The following is a 24,961-nucleotide window of genomic DNA, read 5'->3' as shown; positions in this document are numbered from 1 at the left end:
ACCTGCTAAAGAGGGGGAGCTGAAGGCACGTAGTGTGCTTTTTCTTGTTCTGATGGAACTGGTTTCTCTGGCTTTGCGTAACTGGTTCTACCATCGACTCCGTACATAACCGTACCAAAAAAGCCTTCCCATACTTGGGTAAAAGATGGTTTACCTGGTCCTGGTGGGGTAGCTGTTCTACAACCACAACTGATGACGACTGCACCCTTTATAAAACTTCCTTTTTTAAAAATCCCTTGTTGAATATCATTGTTAGTTATGGAGAAACTATTGTCAGGTAGCCCATGGGTTGGAAAAGGATATCGTGGATTTAAACTTCCCGGTTCTCCGTGACCATAATAGACGAAGCGGGAGATTTTGTCTTGCGCTGTCCTTTCCATGAAGGCTGTGGTTAAAGTTCCTGTAGCATTATCTAATACATATACCTGAACCGAATTGATAAGGGAGGCTAAATCTGATTTTGTTTTATAGAATCTTAATACAACACCTAATTCCTGAGCTTTTTTTTGAATTTGATCTAGATAATATTGACCACCGTGCATGTCATTCATTGCTCGTATTCTATAAGTTTCATATTCAACCAACCACTCTATTTGTTCGCCGGGTTTGAGTAATCCCTTGCGTTTTTTGATTTGCTCTTCAGCGGCAATGATAAAATTTGACCAGTTTTGATCGTGAAATCCCCAACCAGATACTTTTTGTACAGCAGAAAAGGCAAGATATGAAAGAAAACGATCAAAATAAATGGATGATTGATTAATGCCTCCTGTATTTGTATTACAACCTCCACTGATAATAATTTCATTAAGCCCCAAAATGTCAATGTTATTTAATCCATTATTCTTAACGAACTTATACAAATTCCAGACTCCAACTTCCGCAATAGGGTCCCTATTGATCCATCTGCCATCCATGGGATTAAGATGCCGGTAATTGTAGTAGACAAGTCCCAGTTCATCGTCTGCATACTCACAGGAAAACCTGAACCTGTTATCCTGAGCCATGTCTCCCTGTGCCGTGATGAGGGCACCGAAAGGAGCGTACTCGTAGCGGGCCCTTCGTGCCTGCTGACCGTCAAAAATGGAGGTGACGTTCTTCAGGGCGTCGTGCATGAAGAAAAGATGTCCGCCGGTTTCCGTTCCGTCCGCTTTCCAGCATGTCATCATCAGGAGGCGCGTGGCTATCGTCTCTGTGGGGTCCCATACGTAGTCCTTTACCAGCACTGGCTGGGGATGCATCAAATCCAGTTCGGCTACCTGCAGGTAGCCGCGGTACAAATAATAAGTGCGACTAGCAGCTGTCCCGTTGACAAGTACCTTCTTCTCAAAGCGGCGTCCTTGATAGTCATAGCCGCAGGCCACGACAGCGCGGCCATCTTCGCTGGTAAAGGAAACAGGCCTGTCATTGGCATCGTAGCAAACATTCCAGATGCCCGTTGAGGTTCTAATTCTTGTCTGGTTGCCGTCCGCATCATAGAGAGGGTCAAAGGAAACATCCGCCTGAATTATGTTTGTGTACTGGTTGAGCTCGTTGGCTCCGTAGGATATTTCTTTTTCCAGCTCACGGGCAGTCTTGCGGTTGCCGATGTTGTCGTACTGATAGGCAAAGTTGTTTCTTTGCTGTATCTGATCCCCTGTCAATTCACTTCTGCCGTTGTAGGTGAAGTCCCTGGTGGTCGCCGGAGTGGCAGCCTCCCATGAATCCTTTCGTTGAACGGGACGCATCAAGTGGTCGTACTGGTAGACATGTCCAGCCACCCTACCGCCATTCCCGGGGACCTCATAGCCGATGGAAGCCAGGAGATAGAGCTGGGGATGATAGGTATTCCTGCGGACCATGCCGTTGGGATAGGACAATTGATTGAGGAAGCCGCTGATCTGGTCATACTGCCAAGTGAAGGGAGTATCCAAGCCTTCCATATTCATCCCGATCATGGCACCTTGATGGCCATAGTCAAGATGGGAGTATTGCACGGTGCGGGTTCCGATCATCAGGCGGTATCCGCAGGGACGCCCAAAGGCGTCATACTCTTCCTGGATGCAGCTTTCCGCAGTTCCAAAGGAAGTCTCCTGGATCATTCTCCCATAGGCGTCATAAGAGAACTCTCGAGTACCTAAAGCGTCGGAAACGGTGATCATCTGTCCCAGGTGGTTGTAGGAGTAGAGCCATGGCTGGGTGTTGTCGCTGTGAGAGACGGAGACTAATTCCCCGGTGGCCGGAGCGTACTGATAAGTTGTCACAATGCCCCTGGCTTTGGTGAGTGTTTCCAGGCGGTTGAGCCTGTCGTAGGTTTTGGAAACACAGGAACCATTGGCATAGGTTTTCTTGAGTTCCAATCCCGTGGCCGTGTCGTAGAGCCAGGTGGTGGTATCTCCGTCGGTGCGGCTGGAAGGATCGGTGGTAATATCGCCTTCATCCGTCCTGAAGGTGGTTAACGATGTCAAGCGTCCTGCTTCATCGTAAGCAAAGCAGGAGGGCTGTATGGCAGTCCCGTATTCGGCCGTTTTCCGGCCGCGGATATCATAGCAATAACAGATGGTGCCTCCCAGGGCGTTGGTGATGCAGGCAGGGGCGTCACAGCAGGGGGAGTAGGCAGTGGAAGTGATATTGCCTTGTGCGTCGGTTGTCCTGATAGGGCGTCCGGCCAGGTCGGTTTCGATGGCAGTAACATTGCCCCTGGCATCGGTTTGCTTCAGCATCATTCCTGTGGAGGTATAGGAGCGTTTCCGTGAAGAGTGGATTCCTGCATAATTGGTTTGGCTTATGGTAAATCCATCCACTACAAGAGATTCAGCCACGATATCCGAAGTGGGAATGCGGCTGAATTGAGTTCGCCGGGCAGGAGCGGTGTATTCCGTCCATTGGACACTCTGCTGACCGTACACGTCGAAGGAAAGAGCCTTGCTTTCCAGTACAGGGTCCAGCTGAGAAACCATGGTTTCCGCAGTCTGTGTCACGGGCAGTCCTTCGGTATTGTAGGTTGTAGAGGTTTGTACCTGATAAATGCCATCTTCCCGTATCTGGTAGCATGTGGAGCTTTCCGATATCCTGTTTTTAGTGGCATCTTCGGGATGAAGCTCGTCCAGAAGGACGGTTTGCCTCACGATGCTGCCCAATTCACTGTAGTCGGTTGCTGTGGGAGCCATGTCTTCTGCTTGAGAGCGGACAAGCTGCCCCTTGTCGTTGTAAGCGTTGCTGGTGACAATGAATCCTCCCTTCGTATTGGGCTGTTGCTGCCGGATGGTTTGGCCGAAGCCGTTTTCCAGGGAGCGTAAAAGAACCACTCCCCGGGACAGGGTTGTGGTGAGGATGCCCTCTTGTGTCAACTCAAGTTGAGTTTCGATTTCTCGCTGACCGGTTCCTGTCTGGAGAAGAATAAAGTCGTCATAATAGGTTTTGGTAATCAAGGTAGACCCTGAAGGAGTGGTGACAGTAGTGGTGAGTTGATCATCACTGTATTGAGTCCTGGTCACACGTCCGAGGATATCGGTTGTGGAAATAACCCTTCCCAAATCGTCGTACTCCGTGCTTTCAACCGTCGTCAGGGCACCGACATCCTTTCGTGTGGAAATAATCCTTCCTGCGGCATCATAAATGTAGCTGGTGATGGTTTCAGGCGTGGTTTCCGTGGCGGAACGAATAGTTTCAACTAGTTGCTTGGCCGAGTTGTAGCCATAGGTGGTCACTACTCCATCCTCGTCGGTCTCCTTCAGGGGACCGCAGCACATCCATTCCGTCGTGCGGATGCGTCCATTGCCCTTCGTCGTCTTGGTACGGCGAAGTTCAACATCGTATTCATAATCTTCCAAAGTAATTAAAGACCAATTTTCACCTGTGTGGACGTATTGCTCCTGTCTGGTGGTGGTGCCGTTTTCAGCGACGTATTGCACGGTTCTGGTACTTTGGCCGGGAACAATGCTCCCGTTTGCCTGGACAGTTGAGGTCACCTTGTGGAGAGCACCATGATCCGTGGTGGCTTCATAGGTATAAATGGTCTGAACACCGTCTATGCCCTGGCTCATCTTCTGTCTTCCCCGGGCATAAGGGTATTGTGCTGCTTCTCCATAAGTCTCCGAGATGCTTGTGTGAACCTCATCGGAGCCCAGAGCTGTTTCTGTCACCGTCGTGCGGTTGACTTCGGGGCTGTCTTCATAGGTATAGCTCCTTTGGCTTAGAACGGTTTCCGTTCCGTCCTGGGCAATGATGATTTCCCTTTCCGTTGCCGGTCTGAAATCATTGAAACGCAGGTCGGCATAGGTGGTACGTGTTCCTTTTTCTCCTCCTCCTGCCCACGGTGTTGCTTCCAGAACCACCCGGCCCTGGTCGTCGTACTCATAGCGCGTGTAGCCTCCGTCGGGCTTGATTTCCAATGACACGCGGAACTGGTCGTTGTACGTGTAGAGTGTTGTTTGGGCCAGAGGAGTATCGTAGCCCTCCGTGCTGCTGATGGTCAGCCAGCCTCCGTCCGTGCTCTTCTGGACGGTGCGTACGCAGGATACGGGCGTTTCCTCGTTGATCTTGCGGTAGCTCTCAATCATTTCCCACTTGCCGCCGGGCAGGAAATTGCGCTCAATCCGCCGTACGATGCGCTCGTCCCCTTCACCCTGGGTGATAGTTACATGGTTGCCTTCCACTTTCCGCTCCGTGCGGAAGGCGGGCATGCCCTGCCTCTGCTCGGTGATGAGCATCACGGGTTCTCCATCCTTGACAGTATTTTCATAGCTGACCGTCTTGTAGGGAGTCCCGGAAGCAGTTACGCTCCGGGCGGTTTTGTTCACCTGGGAGGGGGAGTACCACTCCAGGGTGAGTTTGTTGCCTTCAGGCACTGCCTGGAGAAGACCCTGCGACTGGGACCAGATGCTTTGGATGGCGCCGGTGGAGGGATGGCGGTTGACCTGGAGTTTGGCAGCATAGGCTTCCGCCGTGGTTTCCACCCCGGAAGAAGAAATCAGGGAGACAACCTTGCCGGTGGAAGCCGAGAAGCGCAGGGTACTTCCATTGCTCTGGACCATGTCCAGATAAATGGGATTTCCGTCAGTGCAGGGAGACTTGTCCCGGTTGAGCAGCCGGACCCTGTAGTTGAGTTTGCGTGAGCCTCCGGAAACGGGAGCGTCGGCGCTTCCGGCGGCGGCGCGGAAAGAGATGGAGCTGCCGGTTGGGCGCTTGACAGTTGCCTGGCGGGAAGCGGAGTCCCAGGAGCAGGTCCATTCGAGGGGATGCTTGTAGCGCAGTCCAATGGAGCATTGAGGATTGGCCCGGAAACTGAAGGAAGCTGCGCCGCCTCCTTCACCCCCGCCTCCGGAGTTTTCCCCGCCGACTTCCAGCATGCCTTCACAGTCGTCGGCATCATCCGGGTTGCCGCCGAAGGAGTGGCCTCCGGCAGAGTTGGGTCCTCCATTCTTGTCACACTCGGATTGAGCGCTTTCTTCCTCGCATTTGCAGGAACAGGGGCATGGGCAGCCTTCTTCTTCCGGTCCGCTGGAGGAGGAAGAGGAATTGCTGCTGGAGCTGGAGCTGGAGCTGGAACTGGAACTGGAACTGGAACTGGAACTGGAGCTGGAGCTGGAGCTGGAGCTGGAACTGGAGCTGGAACTGGAGCTGGAGCTGGAGCTGGAACTGGAGCTGGAGCTGGAACTGGAACTGGAACTGGAACTGGAACTGGAGCTGGAACTGGAACTGGAACTGGAACTGGAACTGGAGCTGGAACTGGAGCTGGAGCTGGAACTGGAACTGGAACTGGAGCTGGAGCTGGAACTGGAACTGGAGCTGGAGCTGGAACTGGAGCTGGAGCTGGAACTGGAGCTGCTTGACTTGGGATCAAACCCAAAATCAAACCCTCCCCCTTCCGAAGAGCTGCTGGAGGTGGTCTCCTCTTCCTCGTCCCGATAAAGATTGACCAGGGTGATGACTTCCTCTCCTTCCCTGTCCGGAGGAGTTACATTAGGGTCGAGGTAGGAATTAATATCGGGCGCCTCCGCCTTGTCGGAAAGAACGGCAATGCAGAACTCCTGTCCGGAGCCCAGGGCGGCATGGTGCTCATGGACGATTCGGCACCAGTAATACCCCTGTTCCAGCACGACGCTCTCCGGCTTCACGGAAAGGTCCTTTGCTTCCTTCGTGAACTCTACATTCTTGAATGGGATGGCCAGGGAGATGGAGGAATCGGCGTCCAGGGAGAGGAAATAGGTACCGCGTTTCATGATCTTGAGGTACCCGGTCCATTCATGGCGTGTGTCGCCGGAAGCGGAACGTGGTGAGATGAGAACGGGGGCGGTGATGCCGTTGACGTAGAAGTCGGCCTGCGGGAGGCCGTTGGCGAACATGGGAACGAAGGGATAGCGGGGTTCCGGAGTGTTGTCGGTATTGTTCATTGTCTTGTAAACCAGTATTGTTAAGTGATTTGCGGACAATGTAGAACTTTCTGTCACCCAAATGAAAGACGCCTAAAATGTTATGACGAAAAGCTCATCTGGATTTTATTTCTCAAGGCAGAGAATAGCTAATTTCCATATTTTTTAGAAGGAACTTTCTTTTCAGAAGCAAAGCAGGAACATTCCTTACTATATAATAAAATTTACGAACAGGAGCTTTTCCTGTCCGTAAATTGGGGAGCGGTTTTGTGTATGGAAAGACACGTATCAGGCTCAAATGAGCCACGTTCCGTATTGCTGGAGGTCCTTCTGCCTTCTCATGCTGTAGTCAAGGATGTATTTAAGAATATCCGCCTGGGTGTAGCCGTGTTGTGCGGCCGCCAGGCAGATGGAGCCGCTTTTGCCCAGGTGGCAGCAGACGTTCATTTCCAGAATGCGGCGTTCGCCCTTTTCAAAATCGATTCTGTAGTCAATGCGGAAGTAGTCCATGGGCCCCAGGGCCGCCCAGACTTTCCGGACGTCTGCAATGATATCCTGTTCCAGATCGTGCACGGATACAAGCTGGTAGCCAAGATGGTCATGCAGTTTGAGGTCTTCCGTGATGATGTTGCCGGGTTTGTCCGACTTCGGCTGTACGAATCCCAGAACGACGGGTTCTTCTCCTCCCAGCACGGGAACGGTGACGTCAATGCCTTCGCAGTATTGTTCCACAAGAACTTCATGCCCTTCTTGCATAAGGCGTTTGGCGCAGGAAGCCACAGCCTCCCAGGTCCCGCAGATGCTGTCTTCCCGGATTCCTCCGGAAGCGGCGCCGAAGCGTTTTTTGACAAAGTAGGGACCGGGGAAGGGGGCTTCCTGCGGAATTTTCCGGTCTTTGGAAAGTCCCATGCCCTCCGGCATGTGGAGGCCCAGGGAGCGGAAGACAAGCTTGGTCAGCAGTTTGTCTTCTGCAATGGCGCGAATGTTGGGAGGAGCGCCCAGGTAGGGAACCTGAATGAATTCGCAGTAGGAGGAGATAAAGATTTCCGGCTTGGCCATCTGGAACCTGTTCATCAGGGAGAAGACATAGTCCACATTTCCCTTGGCAAATTGTACGGAGTACGGCTTGGAGGAGGAGACGACATCATAGCCTATGTCCTGGATGGCTTTATAAATGTTGTAGTGGTACTGGGGATAACCTCCGTTGCCCGTGTAAAGTTTTTGGGAGAAGTCGGGTGCATCGGGCGCATAGGGAGCCAGATACAGGATTCTTGCGGGCTTGCCGTAGGCGTTTAATTGAATTTCCGGGACTTTGAACATAAATGGCAGTGATTGTGTGGAATGTTTCTTGGATTGTGGAAATCGCCGCCGTGTTCAAAAAATATAAATAATAAGGGACGGTATTACCGTCCCGGAGGAAGGAAGATGAAGAAGAAAAAGCACCAGGGCTTTCCTATTTCCTGGTCAGGCCCCTGGCCAGCCTCTGGACATACTGCTCCATGGCTGGAAGTTCCTGTTCAATGCATTCCACCAGCTTAAGCTGTGTCCGGCAGCGGCTCAGGTTATGTCCGGACCGGGAAACCTTGAAGTACTGGTCCCCTTCCAGATAGTCCGTAAGGAAGCGGATCCCGATTTCCAGCGTGATGAGCTTTCCGGAAAAGGCGAGCTGGTCTATTTCCGCCTGGGTCAGGAATCCATGGGCAGCCTGCAGATAACCTTCCACAATGGATTGGAACATGGGCATGCGCATGCGGACTTTGCTCAGGTCTTCCTCATCTTCTTCCGTTGGCGGAGTGACGGTGCGCACCATGTCCCCGAAGTCGTACAGGACGAGGCCGGGCATAACCGTATCCAGATCAATGACGCAGACGGCGTGGTCCGTGTCTTCGTCCAGCATGACGTTGTTGATCTTGGTGTCGTTGTGGGTAATGCGGGTGGGCAGTATTCCTTTTGTCTGGAGGTCCAGGAGACGGTCTACGTCCTGCTCCCGCGCCCTGATGAATTCCAGCTCTGCCCGGCAGGAGGAAAGCCGCCCCCGGGGATCTTGTTTCGCAACTTCCATGAGGCGGTTGTAGCGGTTCCGGGTGTGATGAAAGCCGGGAATGGTTTCCACAATGTCGTCCGGATTCATGTCGCTGATCAGGTCCTGGAAAGATCCGAAGGCGAAACCGGCCTGATAGGCTTGGCGCGTGTTTTCCACTACGTCGTAAGTATGCGTGCCGGCCAGGTAGTTGTAACAGCGCCAGATTCCGTCTCCGGGGATGTCTATGTAGTTGCGGCCGCCGCGCGCCGGGTAAAGATTGAGGGTCTGACCGGCGGAGTCTTTCACGCGGCGCAGTACTTTCCAGTTGATGTGACGGGTAACTTTTTCCACGTTGCGCATAACGGCCCGGGGGTCCTTGAAGACGTAGTCGTTGATGCGCTGCAGAATGTAGGAGTCTTCCGTTCCGTCGCTTTTGCGGTAGGTGGCCTTGTAGGTGGTGTTGATGTGGCCGCTGGGTATTTCCTTGCCGGTGACGAATTCCCCTTCAATGGCGAAAAGGTCTCCAATTCCGGCAATGCGGCTCAGTAGCTGGTCGGGATCGGCTGGCGTGGAGAGCGGAGCGTTCATGGGGTTGTGTTTGAGGCAATGTTGGACGGAACGGGAATCAGTGAACGAATTTATAGCCTACGAGTTGATCAAGCTTGCTTTTGAGCTGTGCGACGCCGTCTCCGTTGAGGGCGGAAAGGGGGATTACGTCCACCTTCGGGAAGCGCAGTCTGAAGTTAGCCAGATTGTCTTCCGCACCTTCCAGGTCCATTTTATTGGCAACGACAAACCAGGGCTGTTTGGCAAGGTCTTCGCTGTAAAGTTTGATTTCCGTGCGGAGGTTTTGCAGGTCTTCGATGGGGTCGCGTCCTTCGCTTCCGGCCATGTCCAGAACGAAGACGAGTACCTTACAGCGTGTGATATGACGCAGGAATTCGTGTCCCAGGCCACGGTTGCGGTGCGCGCCTTCAATGATGCCGGGAATGTCCGCTACCACGCAGCGGCGGAAACTGTTGAATTCTACCACGCCGATGATGGGTTGAAGCGTCGTGAACGGGTAGTTGGCGACTTTCGGCTTGGCTGCGGAAATATCGCCCAGCAGCGTGCTTTTGCCGGCATTGGGGTAGCCCACCAGCCCAGCGTCCGCAATGCGGCGCAGTTCCATGAAAAAGACGCCTTCCTCCCCTTCCGTGCCCAGTTCCGCTTCCGTGGGAGCCTGGTTGGTGGCGGAACGGAAGTGCCAGTTGCCTTTGCCGCCGATGCCGCCCTGGCACAGAGTGAACCGGGTTCCTATTTCCGTCAGGTCCGCGATTTTTTCCAGTTCAATGCCGTCGCCTTCCCGCTCCAGCCACGTGGCTTCCGACATGGAAGAGGCATTGCTACGGTAGATGATGGTGCCGGGCGGAACTTTCCCGATGACGGATTTCCCGTTTTTGCCGTGTTTTTTAGCTCCCTGGCCGCCTACGCCGTCCGTAGCGATCAGCTTGGGATCGTAAAAAAAGGAACGCAGGTCATTCGTGTGCGGGTCCACTTCCAGAATGACGCTACCGCCATCGCCGCCGTCCCCGCCGTCCGGGCCGCCCTTGGGCACGAATTTGGCCCTGCGGAAGCTGACCAGCCCGTTTCCTCCCTTTCCTGCCTTGGCAAATATGCGGATGTTGTCAACAAACATGGCTTGATCTTAGGCATTTTTGGCCCGAAAGCAAGACAAGTGGAGGACTGTACGTCCGTTTCCACGGCATGTGATTCGTGCCACCTAGGGAGCCGGAATACGTCCGGGGGGAACAAAACCGGCCCGATCGCTGTCTTCCGGATATTTTTCCGAAGGGCCGTATTGGTTTGTTCCCCGCTGGCTGTCCTCGCAAAAAAAGATGATGAGAAGGATGGGGCCCGCCAGCGGAATGAGGTTCAGCAGAAGAAGCGCGCCGCTTTTATTGGTATCATGCAGGCGTCTGCATCCCACGGCCAGAGAAGGGAGTAGCGTGGAGAGCGCCCATAACAGCACCGGACTTTCTCCTGCCAGAACATGGTTGAAAACCCTGGAGGGAGGCATCTGTTGGGGATCATTGAAAATAAAAAGGTTCAGCATAAATGCCAGGCTGAGCATCCACAAGAGAATGAAAATCACCGTTTGTCCCAATGTCCAGTACCAGAATTCGGACAAGGTGGCGCGGCCTGAAAAGCGCGCGTATTTGCGGAAAACGCTTTTGACGGCTGTGGCCAAGTTATAGCCGTCAAAAGAAGGAGAGAGAGGGGGCATGAATTTATTAAATCACTTGCAGTCAAAGGTGTCAATAGAGGGCATTGGTGCGGCTTTTTCCAATGGAATGCGTGCAAACGGTCTTTTGGATTGAAAAGAAGTGCCGGCATGGCATCATCAGCTGTAAATCATGCCCCGCCTTTCCATTCTGCTGCCTGACGGTTCCGAGAAAACCATCGTTCTCCCGAAAAACGGCGAATATTTCGCTCGTATCGGTCGGGATGAACATTGTGAAATTGCCATTCCCTCTCCTTCCGTATCAGGAGAACATGCGTTGCTCCAGTACAAGGACGGCGGTTATGTCATCGAAGACCTGGGTTCCACCAACGGCGTCAAAATCAACGGCCTGACTCCCATGGGGCCTGCCGCCCTGTATGAAGGGGACGATATTATTTTGGGAGAGGTGCATTTGAAGTTCTCTGAAGAACCGGTTTCCCTCCCGGTCTCCGGAACGGACGGAGGGAACAGACAGGAAGAATCCTTTTCTCCCGCCATGCAGAATTTGCAGCAGCTTGCGGACCAGGCTACCCGCACGGCACGGAAAAATTACATGTGGATGGCCTTGTATGCCGTTCTGATGTTTTTCCTGGCGCTGTTCGCCGGGGTGACTTACAAGCATTACAAGGTTACCGGAGAACTCCTTCCCTTGCAGTGGCTGGGCATTGAGTCGCCCAAGGAAGCCCTGAAGTCTCTTGAAAATCAGGAAACGCAGAAGAATCAGGAGGAAGCCCCGCAGGAATAGGCTTTTTTCCTGTTTTGCCGCCTTAACAGGTGGTGGAAAGGTTCCGGTGCATGTGTTGCTCTTCCGGCAAGAGCAGGAAGGGAGATGTCGCTCCCTGTTCCAGTTCAAGCAGGTATTGTTTGATGGACAATCCTCCTGCATACCCGGTCAGTTTTTTGTTGGCGCCGATGACCCTGTGGCAGGGAATAATAATGCTTATGGGATTGCGCCCGTTGGCACGGCCTACGGGGCGGCAGGCAGACGGCCTGCCCGTTTGCCGGGCGATGTCGGCATAGCTTCTTGTCTCCCCGTAGGGAATGGTTAGAAGAGCCTGCCAGACGGCTTCTTCAAAAGGAGTGCCCTGAGGAGCGAGCGGCAGGTCAAAAATGCGGCGTATCCCCCGGAAGTATTCGTCAAGCTGGCTGGCCGCCTGTTGCAGCAGGGGGGTATTCTTCCATGGCAGTTGTTGCGGCTGATCCATGTGTCCCCAAAAGATATGCGTGATGGCTGTTCCGTTTTCTATGATGCCGACCGGCCCCAGGGGAGTTTGATGAAGCATTGCCCAGCATTTCTCGGGAAAATTTGTATTCATGGGTGGAATATAACACAGGCAGGGGACCATTTCTCTTTAATTTTTTACCAGACGTGAGAACGGGTTGCTCCGGAATTTTCAATGGCAAACACATATATGCGGGATTTTGATTGAAAGGCGGACTCTTCAAGTACAGTATTGATGATATGATGAAGAAAGGCCTGTTTGCCGTATTGCTGGCGGCGTGTCTGTGCGCGTCCGGAAAGGGAGAAAACGTCAATCCTCCCAAAACTCTGCCGGGCGGCTGGGTGTACATGTGGGGCGACGAGTTCAACGGCACCAAGATCAACCTCAAGAAATGGCAGCCGGAACTGGGCGTAGTACGCAACCAGGGCTCCCAGCAGACATATACCGCGCGCCCGAAGAATTTGCGCGTGAAAGACGGCAATCTGGTGCTGGAGACCCATTTTGAGAAGTTTGCCAACATCAATTACAAGAAAAGCAATGCGGAATGGATTAAAAACACCAAATTCATGCCTTATACTTCCGGTTCCGTCAGCACGCTTAAAACGAAGACTTTCCTGTTCGGCAGGCTGGAAGTCCGCGCCAAACTTCCCAACAAGGCCAAGGGCATCTGGCCCGCCATCTGGCTGTTGGGCAAGAACAAGTGGGGATGGCCCACCAACGGGGAAATTGACATGATGGAAAATATTTCCCAACAGCCGGACGTGGTTTATTCCACTTTCCATTTAAGCCCGGACGGTGTCTCCAAGAAAGACGTTTCACGCGGCGGCACGGTGAAGATCGACAATCTTTCCGACGATTTCCATATCTACGTCATGGAATGGGACAAGGACAGCATCAAGCTGATGGTGGATGACAAGCTGGTAAAGTCTATCGATCTGAATACCACGAATTACGCGAATGGGGCGGGCAATCCCTTCCGCACGCCCTTTTATCTGATCCTCAATTCCGCTGTAGGCGGCCAATGGTGTGAAAAAGCGCCCGAGGATGGCACGGGATATCCGGTTGAGTTCCTGATTGACTATGTTCGTTTCTACCAGACCAAGGAACACATGGAGCAGGCCAAGCAGTTTGACCCGGAAACCGGTCTGCCGAAGAAGAAGTAAGTCTGTTTTTTCCATATTCCGATGCAAGGGGTTGGAATAGTTCCTCCCCTCTCATTCAGGATTAACTTTTAAGGAATCCTCCTGAAAGAAAAAGCCGCTCTTCCCGGAAAGAAGAGCGGCTTTACGGTTGAAAAGGAAACGAAATTAAAATTCCGTGCCCGTGTGCTGGGTCAGTTCCTGGAAGCGTGCCAGAATGCGGGCGGTCACGGGCCCGATTTTGCCGGAACCCAGCTCGTAGCTGTCCAGTTTGGTAACGGGAACGCATTCCGCGGCCGTTCCTGTCAGGAAGCATTCATCCGCGCACGTGACCGTGAAGCGGTTCATGGTTTTTTCTTCCGCCGGGATTTGCTGTTCACGGCAGATTTCCAGAACGACGCGGCGGGTGATGCCGTCCAGCGCACCGTCCGTCACCGGGGGCGTATAAACGGTACCGTCCTTCACGATGAAGATGTTGTCCCCCGTGCATTCCGCCACGTTGCCCTGGTCGTTCAGCATCAGGGCTTCCGCCGCTCCCTGGCGCACGGCTTCCACCTTGGCCAGGATATTGTTGAGGTAATTGAGGGATTTCACCTGCGGGCAAATGGTGTCCGGACGATTGCGGCGGATGGAACTGGTGATCAGGGACAGGCCGTTTTCATAAACTGCCGGATCGTACAGGGCTATTTTATCCGCGATGATATAAACGCAGGAACGCTTGCAGTTGAAGGGATTGAGGCCCAGGTTGCCGATGCCGCGCGTGACTACCAGGCGGATATAGCCGTCGTCCAGGCCGGAGGCCGCCGCGGTTTCGCAAACGGCTTTGGACAGTTCCTCCTTGCTGTAGGGCATGTCCAGCAGCAGGTAATGGGCGCAGTTGAACAGGCGGTCCATGTGGTCTTCCAGCCGGAAGACGCGCCTGTTGTAAAAGCGGATGCCCTCAAAAATACCGTCGCCGTAAAGTGTGCCATGATCAAACACGGAGGTCTTGGCTTCCTCCTGTTCCACTAGCTTGCCGTCTAACCAAATCTTCATTGTCGTTTAAAATTAGGAAATTGTTTGTGCCGGAACAGGATAGCCGCATTTGCCCGCCGGGGAAAGCTATAAATTCACGCGTGAAGGAAAAGTTCCGTCAATCACGGTTCTTTACGGAGGCCTCGCGCGCGGAATTATTATGACGGTATTCGTGGAGCAGGCTTGACATTTATTTTCCCGTGCCTTTAGCTCTCGCGCGAAATGTCAGATCCTTCCAAGTTCCGCAATCTCGCCATCATCGCTCACGTCGACCATGGAAAAACGACCCTGGTTGACCAACTTCTGCAGGCGGGCGGCGCCTACCGGGCCAACCAGGCCGTGCAGGAACGCGCCATGGATTCCATGGATCTGGAACGGGAAAAAGGTATCACGATCAAGGCAAAGAACACTTCCATTCTCTGGAACGGATACACCATCAACATCGTTGATACTCCTGGGCACGCCGACTTCGGCGGTGAAGTGGAACGCGTGATGAAGATGGTGGACGGCGTTCTTCTGGTGGTGGATGCCTTTGAAGGACCGCAGGCCCAGACGCGCTTTGTGCTCCGCAAGGCTCTCCAGGAAGGATTGATGCCTATCGTGGTGATCAACAAGATCGACCGTCCGCACGCCGATCCCGCCGCCGTGCATGACCAGGTGCTGGAACTGTTCCTTGAACTGGGCGCTACGGATGAACAGTTTGAAGCCCCTTTCGTGTACGGCTCCGCCCGCGACGGCTATTTTATGAATTCCATGGAAGGGGAACCTCCCGTGGACTGCACCCCCCTCCTGTTCAAAATTGTGGAACATATCCCCGCACCAAAGGATGCAGACCCGGAAGGGGAGTTCAAGATGCTCGTTTCCAACATTGACTGGGATGATTATGTAGGCCGCGTGGCCATCGGCCGCATCACTTCCGGTTCCGTCAAGAAAGGAGACACCGTCTGGCTCCACCAGAGCGGGGGAGCCTGCGTTTCCGGCAAGGTCACCCGCATGTTTGAATATTCCGGCCTGGGCACCACAGATTCCGCCGTGGGCGTGGCGGGAAACATCGTGGGCGTGGCGGGATTTGAAAACGTAAACATTGGTGAAACCCTCGGCGGTTCTCAGGAGACGGAAGCCCTGCCGTTCGTGGCGATTGACCCGCCTACGATTTCCATGGAATTTTCCATCAACAACGGTCCCTTTGGCGGCCGTGACGGCAAAAACGTTACTTCCCGCGTGATTCGCGACCGCCTGATGCGGGAGATGCGTACGAATATTTCCATCCAGGTGGAGGATACGGACAAGGCCGGCGTGTTCTCCGTTTCCGCCCGCGGGGCCATGCAGATTGCCGTGCTTGTGGAAACCATGCGCCGTGAAAATTACGAGCTGTGCGTTTCCCGTCCCACCGTGATCATGAAAAGGGATGAGAACGACCGCCTGACGGAGCCGTACGAGACGATTTACGTGGAAGTGCCGGACGAATATTCCAACGGCGTCATGAAGCTCCTGAACGCCCGCAAGGGACAGATGGAAGACATGGTATGCAAGGAAGGCACGGGCCATACCTTCATCCAGGCGTACATCCCCACCCGCGGCATCATCGGGTTTGAATTCGAGCTGGTGAACCTGACGTCCGGCCACGGCATTTTCTCCCACCTGTTCCGGGATTACGGCCCCTACGCCGGGGAAATCACCACGCGCACCACGGGCACGCTTGTTTCCATGGAAACGGGAGTTTCCACTCCCTTCGCCCTGGCCGCCCTGGAAGAGCGCGGGCGCCTGTTCGTGGGGCCGCAGGAGGACATTTACGAAGGGCAGATCGTGGGTGAAAACCCGCGCCAGATGGACATGCCCGTGAATCCGTGCAAGGAAAAGCATTTAAACAACATCCGTTCCGCCACGAAGGGGGACGGCATTCAGCTTTCACCTCCCGTCAACTTCTCCCTGGAACGCGCCATTGAATACATTGAAGCGGATGAACTGGTAGAGGCTACTCCTCATTTCATCCGCCTGCGCAAGCGCATCCTGAACGCCAACGACCGCGTCCGGGAATCCCGCAAGGCAGGGAACTAGAAGCGGACGGTTGCCAGGATTAAGTGCAGAGTTTGCCTTTCGTTGCCTCCGGAAGTTTTCCAGTCCAACGTGCGGGGGACTCCGGACGCCGGAATGGCAAATCCATAGTAAACCGACATTTCTGCCGTTTCTTTTAAGGAACGATATTTAGGATGCAGAGGGAACTTGGATTCCCGATCTATGCCTGTTTTTTGGAGCTCCGGAAAAAGCGCTGTATTTTTCTTACAAGACGCAGCAGTTTCCTGGAGCGTTTCAGGGCACGGCTCCCCCTGCCCCAGAAATACAGGACTCTCAGGTCATCAGGTACAGGTTCTGGGTACATGTATTTTGGCACAGCCCGGTCAAATCCGATGCGGCGGTATTCCTCCAGGAAAGCCTGTCTTTCTTCCAGAGTGGCCGATCTGGGGGAGAACCCTCCGTTCGTGAGGCTCATTTTCCGTGGACGCGTACACCAGATGAGAGAAGATTTGGCCGACTCGAAAGCATTTTTGCCTGATACCGTGTTGCACATGCACATGGAAATCCCCTTGTCGTCGTTGGGAAAGCCTCCGTCGGTGGCGTCATAACCCCAAAAATCGCTCAAGGTAATGTCGGCGTAGCGTTCGTGCTTGCTGTATTTGCAGGTATAGCAGCTTTCCCTCAGGAAATAGTCCCTCAGGAACCCGCGCATGAACGTGTCCTCCTCCCATGTACCCAGATAAACGGCCTTGCGGTTTTTGAATTCAGCTTTTGTATTGAAATGGTACCAGCTCCATTTCTTGTCACGGAAATTGTAATTTTTGACCGGGGACTTGTACCTGTGTTCAAGGTAGCTGATGTAGTCCGTAAAAATGACGGGAGATGGAACTCCGTGGCAGACGATGTCCACGGTCAGCAGGTTGTCATATTCTTTTCTGAGGAAGAGATGCAGCCCCGCCGTCTGGCACGGCGTTCCGGCAAACAGGACCTTTTCCCCCTGCTTCAGGAGCCGGAGGATGTCCTGGAAGCAGGTTCCGGTTCTGCTTTGCGTGTATTTGGATGTTCGCAGCCTGGGCAGCTCTTCCTCCGAGCGGATGATAACATGGTGTACTCCCTTGAAATCGTCGTCATAGGATGCGGCGCAAACGTATCCTCCCTGTTTCAGCATCCATGAAGCCAGCGCGGAAAAGGCGCCTCCGGAGGAGGATGCCATGCGTATGTTTTCATCCCGGTGATAGGCCGCAAAAAACAGTTCTTCCGGGAGCCTGTCTTTACGGGACGGCGTTTGCAGGGCCGGACAGGCTTTTCGGCACAGGTCACAATCAATGCAGAGGTTTTGATCAATCTGAGGATGCAGAAATCCTTCCTGATCCGGGATCAGGGTAACAGCATGCCTGGGACAGATGGAAAAGCATGCGGAACATCCTGTACAGTCAGTGGTGGGACAAATGTCGATCATGTATGGGGGAAATGCAGCTTTTCAAGGAGGTGGTCGTAATATTCCGTGGAAAAATAAGGCGGAAGAGGCTCCTTGGGCGGTTGGTCAACGATATGCTGCACATACCCGGGTACCTGGTCCAGCGTTTCGGCAAAATAGACGTGCCCGCTGAAAGATTCGGGGAACCATTTGACGCCGGAGGCGAGTTTATGATCGCTGGAATTGAGGACAACGACGGGAGTATTGCCGATCAGGGAAAAAATGGTCCCGTGGTAGCGGTCCGTGACTACAGCCTGGAAGCGGGAGAAATAATCAAAGGTGGAATGGAGTATTCTCTTTCTGTCCGCAATGACTTCGTCGGGAGGGATATCCACGGTAGTGTCCGTTTGCTCCGTTGTAATAAACTCTTCCAGTTTCCGGCGGAGTTGTTCAATGGCTTCCGGCTGGTGAAAGGCTTCCTTGTCATTTCTCATGCAGAAGAGGACGCCCTTCCGCGGATATTCAGGCAGCTTGATATTGCCAATGAGGGAGGTTACGATGTCCGGATAAAGAAAAAGGCGGCATTTATTGAATAATCCCCTGGCTACTTCGTAAGAATATTCATCCCGGCAAAGGAGGGTGCAGTCCGGATGGGCGTTCAAAACGTCCGCTGTGGCCTGTGCATGGGAATTATCCTGATAATGAATAGTTTGGGGTAGAATAGTCAGGGGATGGTCGGGGAAAAGCTGGGCGATGCGGAGATAGTGGCTCTGCTCATCGTACAGGTCCGTCATATGGTAGCCGCTGTGGCACAGCAGGATGTCATTTTTCCGGATATGCTTGCGTATCTTCTTCAGAAGCCTCGGGGAAGTATTCATGTAGGAAGCAATGAATATTTCGTGCCGGGGCAGATTTTTCCTGATCCAGGCAATGATGCATTCCGTCTGCGCCTGATCTCCTAAATTGGAATGAAACGGGGAACCAAAAAGAAAAACGAACGGGCGTCTGAAAAAGCGCCGGAACCCCTTGGTCCATTCATGGAATGCCAGCCTGCGGTTCATGTTTTTTCGTTTCTTCTCAGAGAATCCGGGAAGATGGGAATAAAGCTTTTGCAGTAGAGGGAAAATGGCCATGCTTGCTAAAGTATCTTAGTCTGAAAGACTAACTTTTGCTTCTTCCGATGTGAAGGACAAAAGACAAAACCCGGCCTCTTTCGGGAGACCGGGTTTTGTACAAGCACCGTTTCAGGTACTATTAGATCTTGCCGAAGAGGGTCTTGCCGGCGGACATGAGGTTGTCTGCGGCTTCCTGGAGGCGGGCGGCGACTCCCTTTTCACCCTTGGCGAGGTAGGAACGGGGATCGTAGTCCTTCTTGTTGCCCACTTCACCGTCAATCTTGAGCACGCCGTTGATGTGTTCGCACATGTGGGAGACGATCGGGCGCGTAAATGCGTACTGCGTATCGGTGTCAATGTTCATCTTCACCACGCCATAGGAAACAGCTTCGCGGATGTCGGAAAGCTCGGAACCGGAACCGCCGTGGAAGACGAGAGGCATGCGGGCCGCTTCGCCGTGCTTGGCGATCACGGCTTCCTGGCCGTCGCGAAGGATGCTGGGCTTCAGCTTGACATGGCCGGGCTTGTACACGCCGTGCACGTTGCCGAAGGTGGCGGCCAGCATGAATTTGCCGAGGGGAGCCAGGGCTTCATACGTCATCAGCATGTCTTCCGGGGAGGTGTAAAGCTTGTCGGCGGGATGGCCGGAGTTGTCCACGCCGTCTTCTTCACCGCCCACGACGCCGATTTCAATTTCAAGGACGATGCCCAGTTCGGCGCATTCCTTCAGCAGTTCCTGGGAAAGCTTGAGGTTTTCGGCCATGGGCAGGGTGGAGGCATCCAGCATGTGGGAATTGAAAAGGGGAGCTTCACCCCGTTCCACGCGGCGTCGGGATTCGGCCAGGAGGGGACGCAGGAAGGTATCTACATGTTCGGGCTGGCAGTGGTCCGTGTGCAGGCCCACGAGCACCTTGTGTTCTTCAGCCAGGCGGCGGGTGGCTTCCGCCAGAACAATGGCGCCGATGGCGGAGCTGCCGACGGAGGTGCCGGAAGCGAATTTGCCGCCGCCGATGGAAACCTGGATGATGCCGTCGCTCTTGGCTTCGGAGAAGGCGCGGAGAGCGCCGTTGATTACTTCAATCGTGGTTACGTTAACGGCAGGGTAGGCGTAGCCTTCCTTCTTGGCCGTTTCAAGCATGGTGATGTATTGTTCTGGTGTGGCTATTGGCATAACGGGGTTATGATAGGCGCTTTTTCAAGGAAGGGCAAGACTGAACTCCGGCGCTCGCGGTACGGCGCGGCGTCCGTGATTTTTCTGGGGTTCCGTTTACTCGCGGATCATTTTGGCATCCGGCTGAGCCGGCTCTCCGGAGTCCGTCCGGTAGTTAATCTTCAGGGCATCAAGGAAAGGCTTGTGCCTGTCCAGGCGTCTCTTGAAATCCGTAAAATCTTTACGGTCGGGCTGCGTCCAGCCCAATTCCGCGATGGCGAACATGCGCGGAAACACCATGTACTGCCACTTGGCCAGCGTGGTCATGTATTCGCTCCAGCAGCTTCCCTGCACGCCCAGGATGTTTTTTTCCTGTTCAGGGGTGAGCCCCTTCGGAATGGGGTTCATATTATACACCTTTTGCAGGGGGATGGTGGAGAAAGTCGCCATTTCGTACTCGGGACCTTCCGGATGCGGACCCTCCTGCCGGATCAGATACGTACTTTCAAAAGGGGTCATAATCACCTTGTTTCCGTGCCTGATAGCTTCCCTGGCAATGCCGGGATCGTGCCAGACCATCAGGGTGGCCGTTTTGGAAAGGCCGCCTTCCCGGATTTCATCCCAGCCGATTATTTGCTTGCCGCGCGCGTTGACCAGCTTTTCCACGCGATGGATAAAGTAGCTCTGGAGTTCCTGTTCGTTTTTCAGGCCGTTTTTCTTCATCACTTCCTGGGCTTGGGGAGAGTTTTTCCACTGTTGTTTGGGCGCTTCGTCTCCACCTATGTGGATGTAGGGGGAATCCGGGAAGAGCTGGCAGACCTCTTCCAGAATGCCGTCAATAAATTTGAAGGTGGGTTCCGTAGGGCTGAACGTGAAGGGGAGAATTCCCCAGCGCGTCGCCACCCGGGGCTTGTAGCCGGGGATGTCCTTATTGCCGAATTCGGGATAGGCCGTGATGGCGGCCGCGGCGTGGCCGGGCGTTTCTATTTCCGGGACGATGGTGATGTGCCTGCGTTTGGCGTAGTCCACCAGTTCCTTCACTTCTTTCTGTGTGTAGAAGAAGGTGAAGGGTTTGCCGTCTCCCTTGTTGCGATTGCCGGGCATGGGGCTTTCCGGGCGGGTGGCTCCGATGGAGGTGAGCTTGGGATACTTTTTAATTTCCAGCCGCCAGCCCTGGTCTTCCGTCAGGTGCCAGTGGATGGTGTTTACCTTGTAGTGCGCGAGCAGGTCAATGATGGTTTTCAGCTCCTCAATGGAACGGGGGTTGCGTCCGCTGTCAATCATGATGCCGCGCCATGTGAAGCGCGGGCTGTCTGTGATGGTCATGCAGGGAATGGCCCATTTCCCCGCCGCATCTTTCGTCAGGGATTGCTTGAGGGTTTGCGCCGCATAAAAGGCTCCTGCCGGGGAAGTGCATGAGATGGTGATTCCCTGTGTGGTGGCTTTAATGGAATACCACTCCGGAGAAAGGGATGAATTCTTTTTCAGGAGTATCTGCACGGCATTGTTCGCATTCTGCACGGGCACCGCCTTGATTTGATGAATGTTGTTGGAAAAACCGGTCAGAAAGGAGGACAGGCACGCTTTATTACCTGTTTTGAGGATGGGCAGGCTGTTGTCGATTAAAAATCCCGGTTTGTCCTTTTCTATGGACAGCGTTGCTGGAAAGGGAATAATGGCGGGATTACCCTCTACGGGGCTGGAAGGAAGGGAAAGGGCCGCAGGCGCAGACAGGAGGAAGGCGGCAAGAGCAAGTTTTTTGAGAAGCATGGAGAATGAATTAAATGGATCGGATAGCGAATAATGCATTTGGCGGGGCATTGCAAGGAAACTTCATGAAAGCCGCTTTTGTCGAATAGGTGGAAGGGCCGCTCCGGAGAAGCGGGATGTCCGTTGGGAATGGGAGCGGGCAGGAAAACTCCCGATACCATTTGCATGGTAACGAGCTTGAAAGAAGGTCGGTTTCCCTCCCACTCCCGTAAACGGAACTATTCGGGGATGATTTCCCCGGCAATGAGGTCTTCCCAGGTCTGGCGGCGGCGGATGACGTTCCATTGGCTTCCATCCACCAGCACCTCTTCCGCCATCGGGCGGGAGTTGTAATTGGAAGACATGGAAAACCCGTAGGCTCCCGCGGAAAGAACAGCCAGCAATTCTCCCTGCCGCACGTCCGTCATTTTCCTGTCCTGGGCCAGGAAGTCCCCGGATTCGCAGATGGGTCCCACGACGTCTGCGGTAATGCAGGATTCCGAGAGATGTTCCCTGACCGGAATAATTTCATGGTAACCCTGATAGAGGGCCGGGCGGATGAGGTCGTTCATTCCTGCGTCCACAATCTTGAAGGTTTTCGCCTTGCCTGATTTTTCATACAGACAGCGCGTGATGAGAGCTCCGGCGTTGCCGACGATCAGACGCCCAGGTTCCACAATGATATGCAAACCAAGAGGTTCAAGGACGGGAACAACGGCCTGGGCGTATGTACTCAGCGTAAGCTGGGCGCAATCCTCGTTCCACCATTCCTGAACGCCTGATTCCAGGGAATTCTGGTAAACAATGCCGATACCGCCTCCGATGGAGAAAAATTCAATGCCGTGCTTTTCCTTGAGTCGTGCGGCCAGGGGCGCCACTTTCCTGACGGCCTCCATGAAGGGCTTTGCCTGGGTGAGCTGGGAACCGATGTGCATTTGCAGCCCCTTCAGGTGCACATGCGGCAATTCTCGGGCGGCCGTTTCATACAGGGATTCGATCTGTTCAAAATCCACCCCGAATTTGTTCTCCGACTTGCCGGTCGTGATATACTTGTGCGTGCCCGCCTCCACGTTGGGGTTGACGCGGACGGCTACCGGGGCCGTGAGGTTCATGGAGGCGGCAATATCGTTGATCGCGCGCATTTCCGCCTCGGATTCCACGTTGAAGCAGTAAATGCCCTGCTCCAGGGCATAGCGGATTTCCTTTTCCGTCTTTCCTACGCCGGCGTACGTGCATTTGGACGGGTCTCCTCCGGCCTTGATAACACGGAAGAGTTCCCCTCCGGACACGATGTCGAATCCCGCTCCATTGCGGGCCATGAGGTTCAGGATAGCGATGTTGGAGCACGCTTTCACCGCGTACGCTACTTCCGCATTCAACGGCTCCAGGGATTCCCTCAGGCGGTGGAAGTGGCTCAGAATGGTATGCTTGCTGTACACGTACAGGGGAGTCCCCTCCTTGTCCGCCAGTTCCTGAAGGTTGACGTTTTCACAGTACAGCAAGCCGTTTTTGTAAGCGAATGAATGCATGGGTTTATTCCTTGTTGATGTTTTCGTTTGTTTTCCCGGAATGACGAGGAGGGAGCGGGAATCTGGATACGGGGGGATTGTCAACGAGCTGGGCGATCCACGCCAGATCCTTGGAGCTTTCCAGGCCCAGCTTCACCAACATGGTGATGGGAACGGCCAGAAGCATGCCGATGGGCCCCCATACCCAGCCCCAGAAGATGACGGAGAGAAGGACCATGCTGGTGACGATCCCGAACTGGCGTCCCAGCAGCATGGGCTCCAGGCAGTTGCCCAGGGCCGTATTGATGAGCAGGTACCCTCCCGCCACAATGATGCCCGCCGTGGGGCTGATGAGCAGCAGGGCCAGCAGCGTGGGGGGAATGGCGGCGATGATGGAGCCGAACGTGGGAATGAAGTTGAGCGCGAAAGCCACGATGCCCCAGAGCAGGGGGAAGTCCACCCCCATGTAATAGCAGAGCAGGAAAGCCAGCAGACCGGTGAGGGCGCTGATGAATGTCTTGATAACCAGGTATTTCTGGACACCTTCAAGCGCTTTGGAGAATTTGCGGATGCCCGTGTCGCTGTTGCTTCCCAGCTTGTTGATGTTTGCCCGGAATCTGGGGGCTTCCCCCAGGAAAAAGGTCATCAGAATCAGGATCAGGGTGGTGAAGGTGAGCATGGAGGCCAGTTGCCCCATGACCCCGGTGGAAAGAGCTACAATGCGCTGGCTGTTGAGGAGGTCGGGAATTTCCTGCAGCATCTGGTCCGCCAGATTGTTCCAGTCCCTTTCAATCAGGAAGGCGCGGAATTCGTGGACTTTTTCAAACAGCAGGGGATAATATTTGGCATTGATGGTCTTGGCCAGATCCTGCCCCAGATACTGGGCCAGATAACCGAGGCCGACCAGGACGCCGAAGTCCATGATGACCGTAAATAGAACTGCCAGCCAGTGTGGAAAACGGAGCTTGTTTTTGAAAAATGTGGTGATCGGGTAACTGACGATCGCCAGAAACCCGGATAGGACGATGGGGAGCAACACCTGCTTGCCTGCCTGAAGCCCGGCCGTGATAATGATGGCGCTTGCCAGCATAAGCAGGATTTTCAAGCCTTCTTTTCCGGGTTCTTTCTGAGGAGTCATCAATGGATTAGGGTGAAATGAGCCGGATAATGTTGGTCGAATTTGCCGGGGATTGCAATATCAAAGGGCTGCATTTTGATGATTTACATCCGCGGCGTGCTTTCGGAAAAAGGGTTCCAGGTCTTCAAACCGCGTCAGCAACCAGTCGGGGCAACGTTCTTCCAGTCCCTTGACGTCGGCTCCGGGAGCCCATCCCGCGGCAATGATGCGGACGGGAACGGCACGGCAAGCGTCCACGTCCGACGGGGAGTCTCCAATGTAAACCGCTTCCCGTGCGGAAGCTCCCAGGCGTTCCAGAGCCCGGTTGATGCGGTCCGTTTTTACGCCGCCTTCCGGAGAACCCGTTTCCAGCACGGGGAAAAAACCGTCCAGATGAAAAAACTTGAGGGAAATATCCGCGCTTTCCCTGCGTTTGCCCGTAACCATCGCCAAACGAATGCCGCTGTTGCGGAGACTGTGGAGCAATTCGACCGTGCCGGGAAACGGAGCGGGAGCCATTTCCGCATGCAATTCCTGATAATAATGGATAAACAATTTGCGCCCGTGTTCGTGCAATTCCGGTTTGCCGGGAAACAGCTTCCGGATGACGCCTAAATCGTCCGGGCCGAAATTCCGTTCTATTTCCTTATCTGTCAGGACTCTTCCGTCCAGATCATTCACTGCCCGGCGGAAAGCTTCCAGGCACAGGGGGATCGTGTCTGCAAGGGTGCCGTCAAAATCGAAAATGGCAGTCTTGATCATCTGGCCGTACCCTACATGCCGCGTCCCGCAGGTTCAAGGGGAAAGCCGTGCCGGAATAGTCATGATGACAGAGGCTCTCGGATGGGCGGGAGACGTGTCATGCCGCGTGCAAAGA

General features: G+C 54.1%; 17 protein-coding genes. 3 read left to right on the top strand and 14 right to left on the bottom strand.

Going from position 1 to position 24,961, the window contains the following annotated elements; translation table 11 throughout:
- Positions 1-5 precede the first annotated feature (5 nt).
- The 5 genes from V3C19_RS12165 to V3C19_RS12145 form a co-directional block, all read right to left on the bottom strand.
- On the bottom strand, positions 6-6,371 hold the full coding sequence (locus tag V3C19_RS12165) for an RHS repeat-associated core domain-containing protein (RefSeq protein ID WP_330937110.1): 6,366 nt from the start codon (positions 6,369-6,371) through the stop codon (positions 6-8).
- Between the two features lie 273 nt (positions 6,372-6,644).
- A complete protein-coding gene (locus V3C19_RS12160) occupies positions 6,645-7,670 on the bottom strand; it encodes a hypothetical protein (protein WP_295875084.1) in 1,026 nt (341 codons plus the stop codon).
- 133 nt (positions 7,671-7,803) lie between these two features.
- Positions 7,804-8,961 (bottom strand): aminoglycoside phosphotransferase family protein, encoded by a 1,158-nt coding sequence (locus V3C19_RS12155; RefSeq protein ID WP_130084232.1) that lies wholly within the window; start codon positions 8,959-8,961, stop codon positions 7,804-7,806.
- Positions 8,962-8,998: 37 nt separating this feature from the next.
- Positions 8,999-10,051: a GTPase ObgE gene (gene obgE / locus V3C19_RS12150; RefSeq protein WP_130084233.1), complete on the bottom strand. Its 1,053-nt coding sequence runs from the start codon at positions 10,049-10,051 to the stop codon at positions 8,999-9,001.
- A gap of 84 nt (positions 10,052-10,135) precedes the next feature.
- Positions 10,136-10,639 carry a DUF805 domain-containing protein gene (locus V3C19_RS12145; protein ID WP_130084234.1) on the bottom strand — a complete coding sequence of 168 codons (504 nt, stop codon included), beginning with the start codon at positions 10,637-10,639 and terminating at the stop codon, positions 10,136-10,138.
- Positions 10,640-10,769: 130 nt separating this feature from the next.
- Here V3C19_RS12145 and V3C19_RS12140 point away from each other — a divergent pair, with 130 nt between their 5' ends.
- Entirely contained in the window at positions 10,770-11,381 is a 612-nt protein-coding gene (locus tag V3C19_RS12140; RefSeq protein ID WP_130084235.1) for an FHA domain-containing protein, read from the top strand.
- Positions 11,382-11,403: 22 nt separating this feature from the next.
- Here V3C19_RS12140 and V3C19_RS12135 read toward each other — a convergent pair whose 3' ends face one another.
- Entirely contained in the window at positions 11,404-11,919 is a 516-nt protein-coding gene (locus tag V3C19_RS12135; protein WP_275668324.1) for a methylated-DNA--[protein]-cysteine S-methyltransferase, read from the bottom strand.
- Between the two features lie 179 nt (positions 11,920-12,098).
- Between V3C19_RS12135 and V3C19_RS12130 the strand changes: the two genes are divergently transcribed.
- Positions 12,099-13,022 carry a glycoside hydrolase family 16 protein gene (locus V3C19_RS12130; protein ID WP_130084237.1) on the top strand — a complete coding sequence of 308 codons (924 nt, stop codon included), beginning with the start codon at positions 12,099-12,101 and terminating at the stop codon, positions 13,020-13,022.
- A 144-nt stretch (positions 13,023-13,166) separates the two neighbouring features.
- On the opposite strand, the gene ilvE is transcribed toward V3C19_RS12130, so the two are convergent.
- Positions 13,167-14,033 carry a branched-chain-amino-acid transaminase gene (ilvE, locus tag V3C19_RS12125; RefSeq protein WP_067572851.1) on the bottom strand — a complete coding sequence of 289 codons (867 nt, stop codon included), beginning with the start codon at positions 14,031-14,033 and terminating at the stop codon, positions 13,167-13,169.
- 201 nt (positions 14,034-14,234) lie between these two features.
- Here ilvE and typA point away from each other — a divergent pair, with 201 nt between their 5' ends.
- The gene (gene typA, locus V3C19_RS12120) at positions 14,235-16,070 is read left to right on the top strand and encodes a translational GTPase TypA (protein ID WP_295875081.1); all 1,836 of its coding nucleotides are present in this window, start codon (positions 14,235-14,237) and stop codon (positions 16,068-16,070) included.
- Between the two features lie 178 nt (positions 16,071-16,248).
- Here the strand turns inward: typA and V3C19_RS12115 are convergent, their stop codons facing one another.
- From V3C19_RS12115 to V3C19_RS12085, 7 genes are all read right to left on the bottom strand, one after another.
- Positions 16,249-17,487 (bottom strand): Coenzyme F420 hydrogenase/dehydrogenase, beta subunit C-terminal domain, encoded by a 1,239-nt coding sequence (locus V3C19_RS12115; RefSeq protein WP_295931391.1) that lies wholly within the window; start codon positions 17,485-17,487, stop codon positions 16,249-16,251.
- The gene (locus V3C19_RS12110; RefSeq protein WP_161981376.1) at positions 17,484-18,506 is read right to left on the bottom strand and encodes a polysaccharide pyruvyl transferase family protein; all 1,023 of its coding nucleotides are present in this window, start codon (positions 18,504-18,506) and stop codon (positions 17,484-17,486) included. Before V3C19_RS12110 ends, V3C19_RS12115 begins: the two co-directional genes overlap by 4 nt.
- 193 nt (positions 18,507-18,699) lie before the next feature.
- Complete coding sequence (fbaA, locus tag V3C19_RS12105; protein ID WP_295931394.1) at positions 18,700-19,731, bottom strand: class II fructose-bisphosphate aldolase; 1,032 nt, start codon at positions 19,729-19,731, stop codon at positions 18,700-18,702.
- Between the two features lie 96 nt (positions 19,732-19,827).
- Positions 19,828-21,480 (bottom strand): beta-N-acetylhexosaminidase, encoded by a 1,653-nt coding sequence (locus tag V3C19_RS12100; protein ID WP_295931396.1) that lies wholly within the window; start codon positions 21,478-21,480, stop codon positions 19,828-19,830.
- Between the two features lie 218 nt (positions 21,481-21,698).
- The gene (gene lysA / locus V3C19_RS12095) at positions 21,699-22,988 is read right to left on the bottom strand and encodes a diaminopimelate decarboxylase (protein ID WP_130084243.1); all 1,290 of its coding nucleotides are present in this window, start codon (positions 22,986-22,988) and stop codon (positions 21,699-21,701) included.
- Positions 22,989-22,992: 4 nt separating this feature from the next.
- Positions 22,993-24,105 carry an AI-2E family transporter gene (locus V3C19_RS12090; protein ID WP_130084244.1) on the bottom strand — a complete coding sequence of 371 codons (1,113 nt, stop codon included), beginning with the start codon at positions 24,103-24,105 and terminating at the stop codon, positions 22,993-22,995.
- A 60-nt stretch (positions 24,106-24,165) separates the two neighbouring features.
- Entirely contained in the window at positions 24,166-24,846 is a 681-nt protein-coding gene (locus tag V3C19_RS12085) for an HAD family hydrolase (RefSeq protein WP_295931400.1), read from the bottom strand.
- Positions 24,847-24,961: the final 115 nt, after the last annotated feature.

Origin of the sequence: Akkermansia sp. AE01SA01 (assembly GCF_036417395.1) — a bacterium.
In the GTDB taxonomy this organism is placed as follows: domain Bacteria; phylum Verrucomicrobiota; class Verrucomicrobiia; order Verrucomicrobiales; family Akkermansiaceae; genus Akkermansia.
The sequence above is the reverse complement of the archived record's forward strand: the minus strand, read 5'-3'. Positions and strand labels throughout refer to the sequence as shown.

Coding starts and splice junctions, on each gene's coding strand:
- V3C19_RS12085 (WP_295931400.1), bottom strand. CDS start 24,846: ATGATCAAGACTGCCATTTTCGATTTTGACGGCACCCTTGCAGACACG.
- typA (WP_295875081.1), top strand. CDS start 14,235: ATGTCAGATCCTTCCAAGTTCCGCAATCTCGCCATCATCGCTCACGTC.
- V3C19_RS12145 (WP_130084234.1), bottom strand. CDS start 10,639: ATGCCCCCTCTCTCTCCTTCTTTTGACGGCTATAACTTGGCCACAGCC.
- V3C19_RS12090 (WP_130084244.1), bottom strand. CDS start 24,105: ATGACTCCTCAGAAAGAACCCGGAAAAGAAGGCTTGAAAATCCTGCTT.
- V3C19_RS12110 (WP_161981376.1), bottom strand. CDS start 18,506: ATGAACCGCAGGCTGGCATTCCATGAATGGACCAAGGGGTTCCGGCGC.
- V3C19_RS12155 (WP_130084232.1), bottom strand. CDS start 8,961: ATGAACGCTCCGCTCTCCACGCCAGCCGATCCCGACCAGCTACTGAGC.
- V3C19_RS12135 (WP_275668324.1), bottom strand. CDS start 11,919: ATGCTTCATCAAACTCCCCTGGGGCCGGTCGGCATCATAGAAAACGGA.
- ilvE (WP_067572851.1), bottom strand. CDS start 14,033: ATGAAGATTTGGTTAGACGGCAAGCTAGTGGAACAGGAGGAAGCCAAG.
- V3C19_RS12115 (WP_295931391.1), bottom strand. CDS start 17,487: ATGATCGACATTTGTCCCACCACTGACTGTACAGGATGTTCCGCATGC.
- lysA (WP_130084243.1), bottom strand. CDS start 22,988: ATGCATTCATTCGCTTACAAAAACGGCTTGCTGTACTGTGAAAACGTC.
- fbaA (WP_295931394.1), bottom strand. CDS start 19,731: ATGCCAATAGCCACACCAGAACAATACATCACCATGCTTGAAACGGCC.
- V3C19_RS12140 (WP_130084235.1), top strand. CDS start 10,770: ATGCCCCGCCTTTCCATTCTGCTGCCTGACGGTTCCGAGAAAACCATC.
- obgE (WP_130084233.1), bottom strand. CDS start 10,051: ATGTTTGTTGACAACATCCGCATATTTGCCAAGGCAGGAAAGGGAGGA.
- V3C19_RS12160 (WP_295875084.1), bottom strand. CDS start 7,670: ATGTTCAAAGTCCCGGAAATTCAATTAAACGCCTACGGCAAGCCCGCA.
- V3C19_RS12130 (WP_130084237.1), top strand. CDS start 12,099: ATGATGAAGAAAGGCCTGTTTGCCGTATTGCTGGCGGCGTGTCTGTGC.
- V3C19_RS12100 (WP_295931396.1), bottom strand. CDS start 21,480: ATGCTTCTCAAAAAACTTGCTCTTGCCGCCTTCCTCCTGTCTGCGCCT.
- V3C19_RS12165 (WP_330937110.1), bottom strand. CDS start 6,371: ATGAACAATACCGACAACACTCCGGAACCCCGCTATCCCTTCGTTCCC.